Annotated in this window: 14 protein-coding genes and 1 pseudogene; 4 read left to right on the forward strand and 11 right to left on the reverse strand. The window is 66.7% G+C overall.

Annotation, left to right across the window (positions count from 1 at the left end):
* Window positions 1-67: 67 nt before the first annotated feature.
* Window positions 68-1705, reverse strand: a complete 1638-nt coding sequence (locus tag L0976_RS03055; protein ID WP_234186040.1) for a phosphoethanolamine transferase — start codon at window positions 1703-1705, stop codon at window positions 68-70.
* A gap of 155 nt (window positions 1706-1860) precedes the next feature.
* On the opposite strand from L0976_RS03055, the gene L0976_RS03060 reads away from it, so the two are divergent.
* The 4 genes and pseudogenes from L0976_RS03060 to L0976_RS03075 all read left to right on the forward strand — a co-directional run.
* Entirely contained in the window at window positions 1861-2025 is a 165-nt protein-coding gene (locus L0976_RS03060) for a hypothetical protein (RefSeq protein WP_203319421.1), read from the forward strand.
* A gap of 83 nt (window positions 2026-2108) precedes the next feature.
* Entirely contained in the window at window positions 2109-2768 is a 660-nt protein-coding gene (locus tag L0976_RS03065) for a glutathione S-transferase family protein (RefSeq protein ID WP_234186041.1), read from the forward strand.
* A 125-nt stretch (window positions 2769-2893) separates the two neighbouring features.
* Complete coding sequence (locus L0976_RS03070) at window positions 2894-3091, forward strand: hypothetical protein (protein ID WP_203319423.1); 198 nt, start codon at window positions 2894-2896, stop codon at window positions 3089-3091.
* Window positions 3092-3104: 13 nt separating this feature from the next.
* Window positions 3105-3296 (forward strand): annotated as a pseudogene (locus L0976_RS03075) (hypothetical protein); the annotation flags it as partial.
* Window positions 3297-3505: 209 nt separating this feature from the next.
* Here L0976_RS03075 and L0976_RS03080 read toward each other — a convergent pair.
* The 10 genes from L0976_RS03080 to L0976_RS03125 all read right to left on the reverse strand — a co-directional run bounded on the left by L0976_RS03080 (window position 3506) and on the right by L0976_RS03125 (window position 14402).
* A complete protein-coding gene (locus tag L0976_RS03080; RefSeq protein WP_234186042.1) occupies window positions 3506-4720 on the reverse strand; it encodes an MFS transporter in 1215 nt (404 codons plus the stop codon).
* A 339-nt stretch (window positions 4721-5059) separates the two neighbouring features.
* Window positions 5060-5920 (reverse strand): DUF1989 domain-containing protein, encoded by an 861-nt coding sequence (locus L0976_RS03085; RefSeq protein ID WP_234186043.1) that lies wholly within the window; start codon window positions 5918-5920, stop codon window positions 5060-5062.
* 247 nt (window positions 5921-6167) lie between these two features.
* Complete coding sequence (locus L0976_RS03090) at window positions 6168-7532, reverse strand: amidase (protein ID WP_234186044.1); 1365 nt, start codon at window positions 7530-7532, stop codon at window positions 6168-6170.
* 2 nt (window positions 7533-7534) lie between these two features.
* Window positions 7535-8767, reverse strand: a complete 1233-nt coding sequence (locus tag L0976_RS03095) for a PotD/PotF family extracellular solute-binding protein (RefSeq protein ID WP_234186045.1) — start codon at window positions 8765-8767, stop codon at window positions 7535-7537.
* Window positions 8767-9837, reverse strand: a complete 1071-nt coding sequence (locus L0976_RS03100; RefSeq protein WP_234186046.1) for a GTP-binding protein — start codon at window positions 9835-9837, stop codon at window positions 8767-8769. Before L0976_RS03100 ends, L0976_RS03095 begins: the two co-directional genes overlap by 1 nt.
* On the reverse strand, window positions 9830-10162 hold the full coding sequence (locus tag L0976_RS03105; RefSeq protein ID WP_203319429.1) for a hypothetical protein: 333 nt from the start codon (window positions 10160-10162) through the stop codon (window positions 9830-9832). Before L0976_RS03105 ends, L0976_RS03100 begins: the two co-directional genes overlap by 8 nt.
* 53 nt (window positions 10163-10215) lie before the next feature.
* Window positions 10216-11097: a polysaccharide deacetylase gene (locus L0976_RS03110; protein WP_203319430.1), complete on the reverse strand. Its 882-nt coding sequence runs from the start codon at window positions 11095-11097 to the stop codon at window positions 10216-10218.
* A 42-nt stretch (window positions 11098-11139) separates the two neighbouring features.
* Complete coding sequence (locus L0976_RS03115) at window positions 11140-12243, reverse strand: ABC transporter ATP-binding protein (protein WP_234186047.1); 1104 nt, start codon at window positions 12241-12243, stop codon at window positions 11140-11142.
* Window positions 12244-12306: 63 nt separating this feature from the next.
* Complete coding sequence (locus tag L0976_RS03120; RefSeq protein WP_234186048.1) at window positions 12307-13539, reverse strand: PotD/PotF family extracellular solute-binding protein; 1233 nt, start codon at window positions 13537-13539, stop codon at window positions 12307-12309.
* 95 nt (window positions 13540-13634) lie between these two features.
* A complete protein-coding gene (locus tag L0976_RS03125; RefSeq protein ID WP_234186049.1) occupies window positions 13635-14402 on the reverse strand; it encodes an SDR family NAD(P)-dependent oxidoreductase in 768 nt (255 codons plus the stop codon).
* Between the last annotated feature and the right edge of the window lie 3 nt (window positions 14403-14405).

Below are 14405 nucleotides of genomic sequence, written 5' to 3' on the forward strand. Positions count from 1 at the left end.
GGCACGCCGCCGCTTTCCGAATCCGGACAATACATCGGCAAGACCCGTCTTGCCATCGCCGCCGCGCTCAGGATGTCGCCCCCAGCCGGCAGCCCGACACGATGTCGAGCGCGGGATCGCGCACCCCGGTTTCCACGCGCATCATGCCGAGCACGGTGTGGAAGAGGTTGTCGTGCGACTGCGGCTCGCCCACCTTGCCGGCAAGGCAGGCGGCGGAATAGGCGGCCTTCTCACTCCTGCCAAGCCAGAGCACGAACGGCACATGGGTCTGCTGGCTCGGCGCGATCATGTAGGGCGCGCCGTGCAGGTAGAGGCCGAGCTCGCCGAGCGACTCGCCATGGTCGGACATGTAGAGCATGGAGACGTCGAGCCGGTTCTCCTGCTTTTCCAGCCGGTCGATCACGCTGGCCAGGATATGGTCCGTATAGGCGATCGTGTTGTCATAGGCGTTGACGATCTCCTCCTTCGTGCAATCGGAGAATTCGGCGCTGCGGCAGTCGGGCACGAAGCGGCGAAATTCCTCGGGATAGCGCTCGTAATAGGCGGGGCCGTGGCTGCCGATCTGGTGCAGCACCAGCACCGTGTCCCTGTCGATGGAGCCGATCCGCGCATCCAGCGCGTCGAGCAGCACCTGGTCGCGGCATTCGCCATGCGCGCAATAGGCGGGATTGCCGTCCTTGATGAGGGAGCGCGACGTCACGCGCCGGGCGATCTCCTTGTCGCCGGTATTGTTGTCCCACCACTCGACATCGACGCCGGCATGGGAGAGCACGTCGAGCAGGTTCTCCGTCGAAAGCCCCTTGCGGTGCGAGTACTCGGCACGCGTATAGACGGAGAACATGCAGGGAAGCGAAACGGCGGTCGCCGTGCCGCAGCTCGTCGTGTCGGGGAAATAGAGGATGTCCTTCTTCGCCAGTTCCGGGTTCGTCTCGCGTGCATAGCCGCCGAGCGAGAAATCGTCGGCACGCGCCGTTTCGCCGGCCACGACGATCATCAGGCGCGGCTTGCGCGCGCCGAGCGGCGCGTCCGTGACATGCGCATCCTTCCCGAGCGGCGCGACGGCGACATTCACGTCGCCCGACTGGCTGGCGGCGAACTGGATGGCGGTGACGAGCGGGACGAAGGGATTGAGCGTCTCGAACCAGTCGTGATGCGCCCGCACGGTCGCGGCATAGACGCGGGCATGGGAAAGGCCCGCGACGAGCGCGATGACGAGCGCCGGCACGATGACGGCGAGGTTGCCGCGCAGCTTGCCGAGGAAGTTGCGGTGGCGGACCTTCACGAAGACCAGCAGCAGCGAGGGCAGCACGCCATAGGCCAGCATATGCAGCACGAAGCCGGGTGTGACGAGATGGCCGGCTTCTGCACTGTTCGTTTCCGCCGCATTGCGGATCATCTCGATGTCGATGATGACGCCGAACCGGTCCATGAACCACGCACCGGCGGCACTGGCCATGATCAGGACGATGAAGAGCGGCTTCATCACGTATTTCAGCGAAACCGCGACGCAGAGCGCGATATAGAGGCAGGCAAGGCCGATGGCGATGAAGGCGAGCGTGGTCGGCCGGCCCTCCAGATAGCGCCAGCCCTTCGACCAGAAGCTCCAGTTGGTGAGCACCAGAAGATAAAGCGCCGTCAGGATGCCGACGGTGACGCTGCCGAGTTCGGGCCGCCACAGGCCGGCGCGGCGGGTTGTTTCGCGCATGGATCGTCCTTTCACGTCTTTCCCGGCAAGGGCCGCCGCGCGACCCGCCGTCCCGCCCTTCCTGCAACGGCAAGCTGACAGCCGGCTGAACGGCACCGTTCAGCACCGCGTCAGGTTTGCGGCCCATGGGGCGCGGATCGACGATGAGGTGATACGTGAAACCGAAACTGCTTCATCCCGGCGTGCTTTTCGTCGGCGCGCTGGTTTTCATGGTGCTGGCCATTCCCCTCGCCCGGCCCCGGCTCGCACAACTGCACGACGAGGGCCTGCACAGAGCCTTGCTGTGGGGCAACGGCGCACAGGGTGGCGCGACGGATTGAGGCCCGGCGACCGAGCCAGACGGAAAATCCGATTGCATTTTGCAATCGGATTTGCGACAAAGGACGGCAAACGGGAGGATGTCATGAAGCCTGTTCTCTATGCCCACCCCTTTTCGAGCTACTGCCAGAAGGTGCTGACCGCGCTTTATGAAAACGGCACGGACTTCGAGTACCACATGCTCGACCACACCAAGCAGGATGTCCTTGCCGAGTTCGAGGCGCGATGGCCGATCAAGCGCTTTCCCATTCTCGTCGACGGCGAACGCACCATCGTGGAAGCGACCATCGTCATCGAATATCTCGGGCTCTATTATCCGGGGCCCGTGAAGCTGATCCCCGACGATCCGAAGGCGGCGATCGAGGTGCGCATGCTCGACCGTTTCTTCGACAACTACGTGTCCACGCCGCAGCAGAGGATCGTCTTCAACGCCCTGCGGCCGGAGACGGACCGCGACCCCTACGGTGACGAGGAAGCGCGCCGGATGCTGGAGCGCGCCTATGCCTGGCTCGACCGGCACATGGAGGGCAGGACCTGGGTCACCGGCGAGGCCTTCACGCTCGCCGATTGCGGTGCCGGCCCGTTCCTGTTCTACGCCGACTGGACGCACGCCATCGACCCGGCCTTCCGCAACGTGCGCGCCTACCGCCAGCGGCTGCTCGAACGTCCCGCCTTCGCCCGCGCGGTGGACGAGGCCCGGCCCTACCGGCCCTTCTTCCCGCTCGGCGCGCCGGACCGGGACTAACCGTCTCCCGTCACAGGCAACCGCAGGCGGATGCAAGATCCGCCCGAACCTGTCCAAACGCACCCGGAACAATCGCTGGCTTCGTCGGTTGAACCCTCGTCAATGACGATTAGGCGTGATCGCATATGCCCGACCAATCCAAGCTCTTTCCCGACCATCGCAGACTGTCGGGGGAACGCTACACCGTGGAGACCTTCCGCGCGGCCTACGACCTGTCCCAGGAAGAGGCCCGGCGCCTGTTCGAAAAGTTCGGCCCCTCCAAGCGGGAACTCGACCTTCTCATGCGCGCGCGCCGCGACCCCGAGCAGTTCCTGAACTTCTGAAAGGAGTCCGACCATGACGATCGAGAAACCGCAGCCCGGCGCACCCGGTACCACCGAGCAGTCGCCCCGCTGGGAAGGCCCCGAGGCCACCCGCCCGCGCGGCTACCTGCCCGCCACGGACGACCCGGATCACGATCCCGACGCGGCCGGCGAGACCAATGCCGATCCCTCGCGCGAAAAGGTGCGCGATGCCGGCAAGACGAAGGACGAAACGCCGGAGGACCGGGACGAGGAGCTCAAGCGCGAACAGGCGACCAACCCCGCGCTGATGCCGATCGGCGACCCGGCCGGGGCCGCATAGCAACGCGGCCTTTGCGCTTGCACGGACGCCCTCGTCCCCACGCCCGAGCCATGTCCCGAATCGCTTCGTGAAAATGAGCCCGCAGCTTCGGCTGCGGGCTTCGTCGTGCCGTCTCAGGCCGCTGCCGGCGCCGCCCGTGCCTTCGGCGCCGGCCTGAAGGTCATGGCGATCAGGAACGCGCCGAGGCCGATCCCCCAGGACCCGACATAAAGCCAGGTGTAGCTGGCGAAGGTATCGTAGATCAGCCCGCCCGCGACCGGCCCCAGCGCCATGCCGAGGCTGCCGGCCATGGCCGTCCCGCCGATGACCGTGCCCATCAGGCGGAGCGGGAAATTTTCGCGCGCGATCACCGCATAGAGCGGCATGACGCCGGCATAGATGAAACCGAAGATGCCCGCGACGACATAGAACGAGGCAAGCCCGCCGGTGAAGACATAGGCGAGCGCGCCGAAGGCTTGGGCGAACAGCCCCGCGACGAGGACGTGCTTGGCGCCGAACCGGTCGCCGAGGATGCCGAAGACGACGCGCCCGCCCATGCCGGCCAGCCCCTCGACGCTGTAGATCGTGACGGCCGCGATCATCGGGATGCCGCAGGTGATGGCATAGCTCACCGTGTGGAAGATCGGCCCGGAATGGGTGGCGCAGCAGCAGAAGTTCGTGAGGCACAGGATGATGAACTGCGGCGAGCGCAGCACCTCGCGCGCCGTCATGCCCTCCTGCGGCTCCCGGGCGGCGGACAGCGCTTGCGCCCCCGCCTCCAGCGCCGGAGGGCGCCGGATGAGCAGCGACACCGGGATCATCACGGCGGCGACGACGAGCGCGATGATCTGCATGGAGGTGCGCCAGTCATGCACGGAGACGAGCCAGGCCGCAAACGGCGCCATGGTCATCGGTGCCATGCCCATGCCCGCCGAGACGAGCGAGACGGCAAGGCTGCGATGCGTGTCGAACCAGCCCGTGACGCAGGCCATCATCGGCGCGAAGACGGCGGCCGCCGCCACGCCCACGATCAGCCCGAAGGTGAGCTGGAAGGCGACGAGCGAGGGCGCGGCGCTCGTTGCCGCAAGGCTTGCGGCCAGCAGCACCGAGCCCGTCAGCACGACGGGCCGCGGCCCCCAGCGGTCGGAAAGGCCGCCCCAGGCCATGCTGGCGAAGGCCATGGCGAGGAAGCCGATGGTCATGGCGGTGGAGACGCCCGTCACCGACCAGCCGGTGTCCCGCGAGATCGGCAGCAGGAAGACGGGCAGCGAGAACATGGCGCCGATGGCGATGCAGCCGAGCATGCCGCCCGCCGCCACGATCACCCAGCGATAATGCGTATGGATCATTGTCATCTCCTCCCGAGGTCGATCGTCCTTGCATGAAAGACGACGGTGGCCGGGTGGCTCCGACATCGCGCATGAAAGATTTGCACGATGACGCCGAAACGCCAAGCGGGCGGCTGCCTTCGCGGACACTACTTGCGGCGGGAGTTTCGGACGGGACGGGATTGCGATGGTCGCCACCGCGCAAGCGCTGGCCGGCAGGGCCGGCACGGTCCCCGGACATGACGATCATACCCGAGGGCGCGGCTTTCCGGCCGCGAATTCGACGGGGCGGATCGCTTTCCTGTCGCGGCGGGCGAAGCGGCATGATCCGCGCCGTCCGCCGCAAGCCGCCGAGGGCGGCTAGAGCCCGTGGGTGCCGTCGTAGCCGTTGACCGGCGGCGGCGCCCAGCCCTTCGGAAGCCCCCTGGCCTTGTAGACCTCCACGACCATCGGATGGCACTTCGCCGTGTCGGAGGAGTGCTCCGAGGAACAGTCCCCGCCGGGGCAGGCCGACATGCAGCCGAGGAGGTCGATCTCGGCGAAGAATTCGAGATAGTCACCCGGCCGCACCGGGCTCGCCTTCATGAAATATTGCCCGGTATCGCGTGAGAAGCCGGTGCACATGAAGACGTTCAGCACATCGTGCACGTAGCCTTCCGCCTCGCGCGGCGCCATGCCGGTCTTCTGTGCCAGGGCGCGGGTGAGGTTCGAATGGCAGCAATGGTGATACTGGCCGCCGTGGCTGAGCAGGTTGTGCGTATAGGGATCGCACCGCGTGCCGATCACGTCGTGCACCGCGCCGCCGAATTCGTCGAAGCCGTACCAGTCGAGCGTGTCGTGCGTGATGGTGGCGATGGGCCTGAGATAGGGGAAATTCGAGAAGAGCTGGTCGCCGAGCCCCACATGGGTGCCGTTCAGCGCTCGCGTCTTGCCGGTATAGAGCCGCTCCTTCAGGTCGTTGGCGTTGAAGAGGTTGAGGTCGCCGACCTGCGGTCCCTCGCTGCAAAGGATGCGGCAGAAGTGCCCTGCCGGCACCGACCACGTCGCCGCCTCGCGCGGCGGCACGACGACCGTCTCGACATGGTCCAGATCGTCGCGCAACGCGCGATAGGCCGCAAGGTCCGGCCGCGGCAGGCTCTCCACGGGATAGCAGACCACCGGCTTCACCGCCTTGCGCGCCGCCGCATCCGAAGGGGCCGCCGTGATGGGACTGGGCTTCATGACATTCTCCTCTGCTTCGGATCGGCGCGACCCGGATCCGCAGTCACCCAACCTTGTTGAGTGACATTATTATTATTGTTCAACAGAATGCAATCGAAACAGCGACGCGCCATGTCGAAATGCGTCCCCTGTGGTGAAACGGCAGGCGGGGCTGGCCGATGCGGCGAAATCAACGCGCACAGAGGACGGGAACCATGCCGGCCGACATGACCCGTTAGGCGGAGCGCCTATCCCCGGACGTCGGCGTTCACAGGTCGAGCAGTTTCTCCACCGCGGCTGCCGCGGCAAGGACGTGGCGGTCGCTGCCCTTCGGGCCGGACAGCAGCAGGCCTGCCGGCATGCCGCCCGCGGCGGTGCCACAGGGCAGCGAGACGCCGCAGCCGTCGAGGAAATTGCCGATCAGCGTGTTGCGCAGGGTCTTTCCGTTGGTCTGGAAGAACAGGTCCTCGTCGTCCAGCAGCGGCTGGATCGGCGGGGCGACGTGCGGCAGCGTCGGATGGATGAGGATGTTGCCCGGCCCGAGCCGCGCCTCGAAGGCGGCCACCAGCCTTTCGCGTTCGTCGAGCGTCGCGAGGTAATCGGAAAGCGCGATCTTCTCGCCGAGCAGCGACCGCTTGACGACGCGCGGATCCATGAGCGCGGCGGCAGGTCCCGTCAGGCGCTCCCGGTGGAGGACATAGGCCTCGGCGGTGACGAGCGCGCCGTGCCGGGCCATCAGATCGAAGATCGCGGAGAATTCCGGGAAGGCCTCCCGGCGGATGCGGGCGCCCGCCCGGGCAAGCCGTTCCACGGCCGCCTCGAAGGCGGAGACGACCTCCGGCTCGGCGCCGTCGAAGACGACGGTTTCGGGGATGACGAAGGAAAGATCGGCAACGGCCGGATGCGCCAGGGGCTCGGCGGCAGGAAGCCCGCGCATCGCCGCATCGATCCAGACCGCATCCTGAACGGTGCGGCAGAGCGGGCCGAGTGAATCGAGGCTCCGGGCGAGCGGGAAAACGCCCTCCATGGAATAGCGCCCGCGCGTCGCCTTGTAGCCGACGATGCCGTTGAAGGCGGCGGGGATGCGGACCGAGCCGCCCGTATCCGTGCCGATGGAGACGGGCACGAGCCCGGCCGCCACCGCAACGCCCGAACCGGAGGAGGAGCCGCCGGGAATGCGGTGCTCGCCGGCGGGGGAAGCCGGATTGCGCGGCGTTCCGTAATGCGGGTTGATGCCGAGGCCGGAAAAGGCGAACTCGCTCATGTTGACGCGCCCGACGCTGACCATGCCGGCGCCCGAAAGCGCGCGCACCACGGCCGCGTCCCGGCCGGCCGGCGCGCTCTCCCGGAGAACGCGCGAGCCGGAGGTCGTCGGCAGGCCCTCGATGTCGAAGAGGTCCTTCCAGGCGACCGGCACGCCGTCCAGCACGCCGAGCGAGCGGCCTTCGGCAAGCCGGCGGCGCGAGGCCTCCGCTTCCGCCCTCGCGCGATCCGTAAGCAACGTGGTGAAGATCGCCGTGTCCGGGTGGGACTGGATGGCCGCCAGCGTCTCCTCCGCAAGCGCGACCGGATCGAGCGCGCCCGATTGCAGGAGCGCGGAAAGCCGGGCGATCGAACGGGGCTGCTTCGTCATCGTCAAATGTCCTTCTCCGCCCGTCCGACGAGTTGCATCCAGCGGCGGACGAGATAGTTGTGTTCATCCATGGTGGTGTTCCAGACGGCGATGCCGTTGGCGCGCTGCCAGTAGGAGCCGCCGCTACGCACCGAGCCGCGCTTGACGCGGATGGAGCCGTCCGGGCCCGGCAGGTCCTCGCGCGCCGGCAGGCCCTCGTACCAGTAGTCCCATTCGGCCGCCGTCATGTAGCGGCGCGAGCGTTCCGGCGTCGAGATGTAATAGCCCTGGCGGGCGACGACGGCGCCCGGCCAGCCGGAAATCCACCAGTTGAGATAGTCGTAGGCGACATCCAGCATGCGCCCGGAAAGCCGCCGCGACAGGCACAGGCCGCCATGCCAGGCGCGGTAACCCTCCGCGGGCGCGGCCTGCTCGACCGGCAGGCCGCGGCTGTTCAGGATGCCGATGCCCGTCGACCACATGCTCTGGATGTCGGTCTGCCCGTCGATCATCAGCGCGGCCGCGTCCTCGGCGGTTCGCCAGAAGCCCCGGAAGAAGCCCGCCTTGCGCCGCGCCTCCAGGATATCCACGAGCTGGTCGATTTCCGCGACCGTCATGTTGCCGATATTGCCGAAGCTCATGAGGCCGGCGGCCTGTGCCGCGAGCGCGGCATCGAAGATGCCGATCGCCGGCTCGTCGACGAGCGCGGTGCGGCCGCTCCAGCGCTCGTCGAGAAGCGCGGCCCAGCTGTTCATCGGCGCGAGCCGGTCGGCAGCGTCGGTGCGATAGGCGAAGCTGTCGAAATTGTGCGTCGTCGGCAGCATGGAAATGCGGGCGGTCGGCGTGTCGCCGAGCGCGAAGCTCGGCTGGACATAGAGTTTGCGGGCCGGCACGTCCCCCTGCCCCATGCGGGCGCTGGGGCCGATCTGGCCGGTCTTCGTCAGGTCGTTGATCTCGTCCCACAGCGCGATGCGGGAAATCTCGATCGGCTGGATGGCGCGCCAGTACCAGACGATATCGAGATTGTGGAAGCACTGGTCGTAGATGTCGTAGCTGTCGGGCTCCTGCGCGGCCTTGTGCTGCGTGACGATGAAGTCGTTGTTGTCGAAGCTGACCTCGATGCCGAGATCGGCTTCCGCCTTCACCCGCAGTTCCTCCAGCAGGGAAATGGCGGTCCCGAGCACGCGCAACTTCGGCTTGCCGGCCGTGTGGAGGGCCGGGGCTGCGGGAGCCGGTGTCGGAGTATGCTTGTTCATCAAAGGCTCTGGACGTTGCGGACGTATCCTGCCGCCTCCGGCTGCAGACGCGCCTTCGCCCTCCCGGCAAGCGCGAAGGCGTTGAAGGACCGTTTCAACAGCTTCGCGTCGAGACCGTCAACAATAAAGACGATGCGCGAGGTGCGTTCGCCATCCGGCCACCCGGCAAGGTGCACCGGCGGATGGACGAGATGCTGCACGCCGTGCACCGCCACGGGGCGCTCCTCGCCGGCAATGTCGAGAATGCCCTTCACCCGGAGCACCCGGTCGCCGTGGCGGTTGAGAAGCATGGTGAGCCACACGCCGAAGCCGGTCCAGTCGATCGGCTCGCCCACGCAGACGACGAAGGAGGAGATGGCGGTGCGGTGCGCCATGCCGTCCGCCGTCACCAGCGTTGCCGGCGCATCGCAGTAAAAGCCGCTCGCCGACTGCAACTGCGCCGAACGGCTGGCGGCGCCGTCGCCGAGCAGGGTGTCCGCATCGGGCCCGTCCGCCGTCGCGACATGGCAGACGGCATCGGGGTTGAGCTGGCCGAGCCGCGCGGCAAGCGCCTGCGGCACGGCGTCGAGGAGATCCGCCTTGGTGATGACGATGCGGTCGGCGATTGCGGCCTGGCGGTTGGATTCCACATAGGTATCGAGCTGGGAAAGGCCGTTGACCGCATCGACGGTCGTTATGACGCTGCCCGCGCGGAAATGGTGGCGCAGCACCGGATCCGATTTCAACGTCGAAAGGACCGGAAAGGGATCAGCAAGTCCGGTACTCTCGATCACCACGCGGGCGAAGGCCGGCATCAGGCCACGCTCGCGCCTGGAATGGAGGTCGCGCAGCGCCTCGGCCAGTTCGCCGCGCACGGTGCAGCATACGCAGCCCGATTGCAGCAGCACCATCGTGTCGTCGATGCGCTCGACGAGGTGGTGGTCGAGGCCGATCTCGCCGAATTCGTTGATCAGCACGGCGGTGTCGGCGAGCGCGGGATCGGCGAGCAGGCGCTTGAGCAGCGTCGTCTTGCCCGAGCCGAGAAAGCCGGTGAGGAGATGGACTGGCGTGAAGGCGGGCAGGTCAGTCATCCCCGCCCTCCTCCATGCGCGCGATGAGAACAGGGTCGAGCGGATCGCAGCAGCGTCCCGAAAGCCGCTCGGCCGCCGGCCAGAGATGGCCGAGGTCCTCGATCACCTCGCTCTTGCCGGTGCGGGTGGCAAGCACGAAGGATGCGCCCTGCCAGTCGGAAAGGCTCATGCCGAAGGCGGAAAGCACGCGGTTGGCGGCCGTCACGCGCCGCGCCCGCTCGCGCCGCCGGTCGAGCCGCTCGACATTGCGCGTGAAGACGCCGGGACGCGCGGCGGCGTCCGTCCAGTGCTCGTTTCCGCCGAGCACGCCGCAAAGCGAACACATGACGTCCTCCCTTCCGGTTTCAGGGGAGCGGGCGAACCCGCTCCCCTCCAGTATCATTTCTTGCGCGGGAAGCGCTTGGCGAAGTCGTCGGCGATTTCGTTCATGGTGACGAACTTGACGCCCGGATGCTTGATCATATGCGCATAGAGGCGTTCGAGCATCATCAGCACCTGCGGCCGGCCGGCGACGTCGGGATGGATGGTGATCGGGAAGACCGCATAATCCATCTCGCGATAGACCCAGTCGAACTGGTCGCGCCACATCTGCTCGATGTCGTGCGGATTGACGAAGCCGTGGCTGTTCGGCGACTTCTTGATGAACATCATCGGCGGCAGGTCGTCGAGATACCAGGAGGCCGGGATCTCGATGAGGTCGGTCTCCTTGCCGCGCTTCAGCGGGATCATCCAGTCGGCGGGCTTCTTCGAATAGTCGATCTTGGTCCAGCTATCGCCGACGCGCACATAATAGGGCGTGAAGTCCTTGTGCATCAGCGAATGGTCGTACTTGATGCCGCGTTCGAGCAGCAGCTCGTTGGTGACGTTCGAGAATTCCCACCACGGCGCGACATAGCCGGTCGGCCGCTTGCCCGAGAGCTTGGTGACGAGCTCGATGCACTTGTCGAGCACCTCCGTCTCCTGCTCGCGCGTCATGGCGATCGGGTTCTCGTGGCTGTAGCCGTGGATGCCGATCTCGTGGCCGGCATCGGCGACGGCCTGCATCTCGTCCGGGAAGGTCTCGATCGAGTGGCCCGGGATGAACCAGGTCGTCTTGATGCCGAAGCGCTCGAAGAGCTTCAGGAGGCGCGGGCTGCCGACCTCGCCGGCAAACAGGCCGCGCGAGATGTCATCGGGCGAATCCTCGCCGCCATACGAGCCGAGCCATCCGGCCACGGCATCGACGTCGATGCCGAAGCTGCAAAAAATCTCCTTCGCCATTGGGTAGTCTCCTTTGGTTTTCCCTGAATGTTTTCTGGTTCGTCAATGAGCGGGAATGACCGTCGCCTCGGCGGGGTTCCAGCTCAGGAACACATGGCTTCCGGCGGGAAAGTCCCCCGGACGGTATTTGTCGACATGGGCTTCCAGCGAGACGGCACGCCCGTCGCGAAGGCGCGCGGTGAGATGGGCGATGTGGCCCACCACCTCGGATCGCTCGATCTGCGCATCGACGAGATTGCGCGCGCCGCCGCCGGCAAGCCGCTCGCGCTGCGCGGCCGCATGGACCTCGATCGCCTCGGCCGGCACGACGAGGTTGACGCGGCCCCTGCCGGAAAGCGCGCCGTTGGCCCGGCCCGTCAGCGTGCCGATGCCGGTCGCCACCACGACATCCTCGCCCTCGTTGCCGGCGACCTCGCCGGAAAGCACGGTGTTGCGGCCGATGAACTGCGCCACGAAGGGCGTGTTGGGACGGGTATAGAGCTCGTGCGGCGGGCTCACCTGCTCGATGCGGCCCTGGTTCATCACGACGATGCGGTCGGAAAGCGCCAGGGCCTCCGACTGGGCGTGGGTGACGAAGATGAAGGTGACGCCGAGGCTCTTCTGCAGGAGCTTCAGCTCGTTCTGGATCGCCTTCCTGAGATTGGCGTCGAGCGCGCCGAGCGGCTCGTCGAGCAGCAGGATATCAGGCTCGACGGCAAGGCCGCGGGCAAGCGCGATGCGCTGGCGCTGGCCGCCGGAAAGCTTGTCCGGCCGGCGCTCGGCGATGTCCTCGAGGCCGAGCGTGGCGAGGATGCGGTCCACCTTGGCCTCGCGCTCGGCTTTTGCGATGCCCTTCACCTCCAGGCCGTAACCGACATTGCGGCGAACCGTCATGTGCGGGAAGAGCGCATAGTTCTGGAAGATCATCGAGGTCGGGCGGCGCTGCGGCGGCACGTCGTTCATGCGCTCGCCGCGGATCAGCATGTCGCCGGAGGAAATGCCCTCGAAGCCGGCGATCATGCGCAGCGTCGTGGTCTTGCCGCAGCCGGACGGGCCGAGGAAGGCGATGAACTCGCCCTTCCTGACCGACAGGTTGAAATCGATGACCGCCGGCGTGCCGTTGTCATAGATCTTGCCGACATTGCTGAGTTCCAGGTCGAAAATCATGGGGGTCTCCCGAATGCAGGTCAGGGACCGGGGCACGCGCGCCCCGGTCCGCACGTCTTGGGATCATGCGTTGAGGAATTCGTCCCACTTCTGGATGAGGTGGTCGTATTCTTCCGGCCACTGGTGCCAGTAGGCGACGTTCTTGGAGCGCTCCTCGAGCGAGCCGCCGTCGCGCAGGTCCCCTTCCTTGATGCCGCGCTCTTCCGCGCCGACCCAGGGCTTGCCCTCGTACCAGAAGGCATATTTCTCCGGCGCCATCACGTCCTTGATGTTGGTGGACGGCGAATAGTAGCCCTGCTCGGAAACGGTGATGCCCGGCTCGCCGGAGAGCCAGTAGTCGGCATAGGCGATGACGGCATCGCGGTTGGAGGTGCCGGCGATCATCGACGGGCCGATCGCCCAGCCGCGGTAGCCTTCCTTCGGAATGGCGTACTTGGCGGGCTTGCCCTGCGCCTTGACGGCCATGACAGCCGGCTGCCAGGCGTCGGAAACGACCATCTCGCCGGAGGCCATGAGGTTGACGAGTTCGCCGAAATCGCCCCACAGCGCGCGGAACTGGCCGTCCTTCTTCTTGGAGATGAGGAAGGCGGCGGCCTCGTCGATCTCGGCGGCGGTCGGGTTGCCCGGGTTCTTGACGTCGGACAGGCCGAGCGAGTTCATCGCCATGATGGCCTGGCCGAAGGCGATGAGCGGATCGGTGTTGAGGCCCGACTTGCCCTTCCACTTCGGATCGAAGATGCAGGCCCAGGTATTGGCTTCCTCCTCGGAAACGACGTCCGGATTGTAGCCGATCGAGTCGTAGTTGTAGACGGCCGGCACCATGTTGAGCACGGTCTGCGCCTCGTCGGCCCAGATCTGGCCGACGATCTGCGCGGAGCGGTCCCACTTGTCGCTCGCCGTCGTGAAGGTATCGCGGATGTTCGCCCAGTTCTTCAGCGAGGCGGCCGGGATGGTCTCCACATTGTCGGTCATGACGATGGACGGCAGGCGCTCGGCGATGATCTCCCAGCAGTCGTAGTCCTTCGAACCGGACAGGATCTTGGTCTGCGCGTCGGGGAAGGTCGCGGCGGTGCCGGAGGTGCTGCCGACGCCCGATTCCTTCTTGAACTCTTCGAGAATGCGCTCCTGCACCGTCACCGAGAGGCCGATGGTGCGAAGCTGCTGGCCGGCAAGGTCAGCGGCCTGCGCGAAGGCCATGCGCGAGGAGAGGAACGGCGTGCCGCCCCCCATTGCCAGCGCCATCACCCCGGCCGAGCGCTTGAGGAGCGAGCGGCGATTGATTTCCGACTTGAACATGTCTCTTCTCCAGTTTGTCTATCGTTCCCCGGAGCCGCCCCGCGACCCCTTGTTTCACCCCGTAGCGGCGTAACCCTTCGCCGCAGCGCGGCGGTTCAGTACCGGCCCACGAGCAGGCCGCCATCCACGACCAGCACCTGGCCGGTCATGTATCTCGCGCTGTCGGAGGCCAGGAACGCGGCGACATCGGCGATGTCGTCAGGCGTCCCGAGCCGCCCCATCGGAATGAATTCCGCCGCCTTTTCCGCGCCCGCCGGTCCCAGCGAGTTCTCCTCTGAAAGAAGCTGCGCGGTGCGGATGTAGCCGGGGGCGATGCCGTTGACGCGCACGCCCTCGCGCGCCATCTCGACCGCCAGCCCGCGCACGAGGCCGACGACGCCCGCCTTTGCAGCGGAGTAATGCACATGCTCGTCCCAGCCGTAGGCGACGCCCATGATCGAGGAGAGCGCGATGACGGCGCCCGAACGGCGCGCGCGCATGCCGGGCGCGGCGGCCCGCACGAGGCGGAAGATGCCCTTGAGGTCGATGTCGAAGGTGAGATCCCACTTCTCGTCCGTGAGGTCGGCAAGCGGCGTGCGGTGCGCGATCCCGGCATTGGCGACGATCACATCGATCCGGCCATGACGCGCCTCGACATCGGCGACGAGCCTGTCGGTCTCCTCGGTGGAACGGACATTATAGAAGCGGAACTCGGCCGACCCGCCGGCTGCCACGATCGCATCGGCCGTCGCGCGCCCCTCCTTCTCCAGGATGTCCGTGACGACCACGTGATCGCCCAGCGCCCCGAAGGCCCGCGCCGTGGCGGCGCCGATGCCGATGCCGGCTCCCGTGACGATGACGATGCGCTTGTTTTCTGCACTCATGGC

The organism is Shinella sp. NM-101 (assembly GCF_021401195.1).
Taxonomy (GTDB): Bacteria; Pseudomonadota; Alphaproteobacteria; order Rhizobiales; family Rhizobiaceae; genus Shinella.

What these genes read in the sequence shown, in the direction of transcription:
- L0976_RS03055 (WP_234186040.1), bottom strand. Translation starts at nt 1,705, where the DNA reads ATGCGCGAAACAACCCGCCGCGCCGGCCTGTGGCGGCCCGAACTCGGC.
- L0976_RS03065 (WP_234186041.1), top strand. Translation starts at nt 2,109, where the DNA reads ATGAAGCCTGTTCTCTATGCCCACCCCTTTTCGAGCTACTGCCAGAAG.
- L0976_RS03070 (WP_203319423.1), top strand. Translation starts at nt 2,894, where the DNA reads ATGCCCGACCAATCCAAGCTCTTTCCCGACCATCGCAGACTGTCGGGG.
- L0976_RS03080 (WP_234186042.1), bottom strand. Translation starts at nt 4,720, where the DNA reads ATGATCCATACGCATTATCGCTGGGTGATCGTGGCGGCGGGCGGCATG.
- L0976_RS03085 (WP_234186043.1), bottom strand. Translation starts at nt 5,920, where the DNA reads ATGAAGCCCAGTCCCATCACGGCGGCCCCTTCGGATGCGGCGGCGCGC.
- L0976_RS03090 (WP_234186044.1), bottom strand. Translation starts at nt 7,532, where the DNA reads ATGACGAAGCAGCCCCGTTCGATCGCCCGGCTTTCCGCGCTCCTGCAA.
- L0976_RS03095 (WP_234186045.1), bottom strand. Translation starts at nt 8,767, where the DNA reads ATGAACAAGCATACTCCGACACCGGCTCCCGCAGCCCCGGCCCTCCAC.
- L0976_RS03100 (WP_234186046.1), bottom strand. Translation starts at nt 9,837, where the DNA reads ATGACTGACCTGCCCGCCTTCACGCCAGTCCATCTCCTCACCGGCTTT.
- L0976_RS03105 (WP_203319429.1), bottom strand. Translation starts at nt 10,162, where the DNA reads ATGTGTTCGCTTTGCGGCGTGCTCGGCGGAAACGAGCACTGGACGGAC.
- L0976_RS03110 (WP_203319430.1), bottom strand. Translation starts at nt 11,097, where the DNA reads ATGGCGAAGGAGATTTTTTGCAGCTTCGGCATCGACGTCGATGCCGTG.
- L0976_RS03115 (WP_234186047.1), bottom strand. Translation starts at nt 12,243, where the DNA reads ATGATTTTCGACCTGGAACTCAGCAATGTCGGCAAGATCTATGACAAC.
- L0976_RS03120 (WP_234186048.1), bottom strand. Translation starts at nt 13,539, where the DNA reads ATGTTCAAGTCGGAAATCAATCGCCGCTCGCTCCTCAAGCGCTCGGCC.
- L0976_RS03125 (WP_234186049.1), bottom strand. Translation starts at nt 14,402, where the DNA reads ATGAGTGCAGAAAACAAGCGCATCGTCATCGTCACGGGAGCCGGCATC.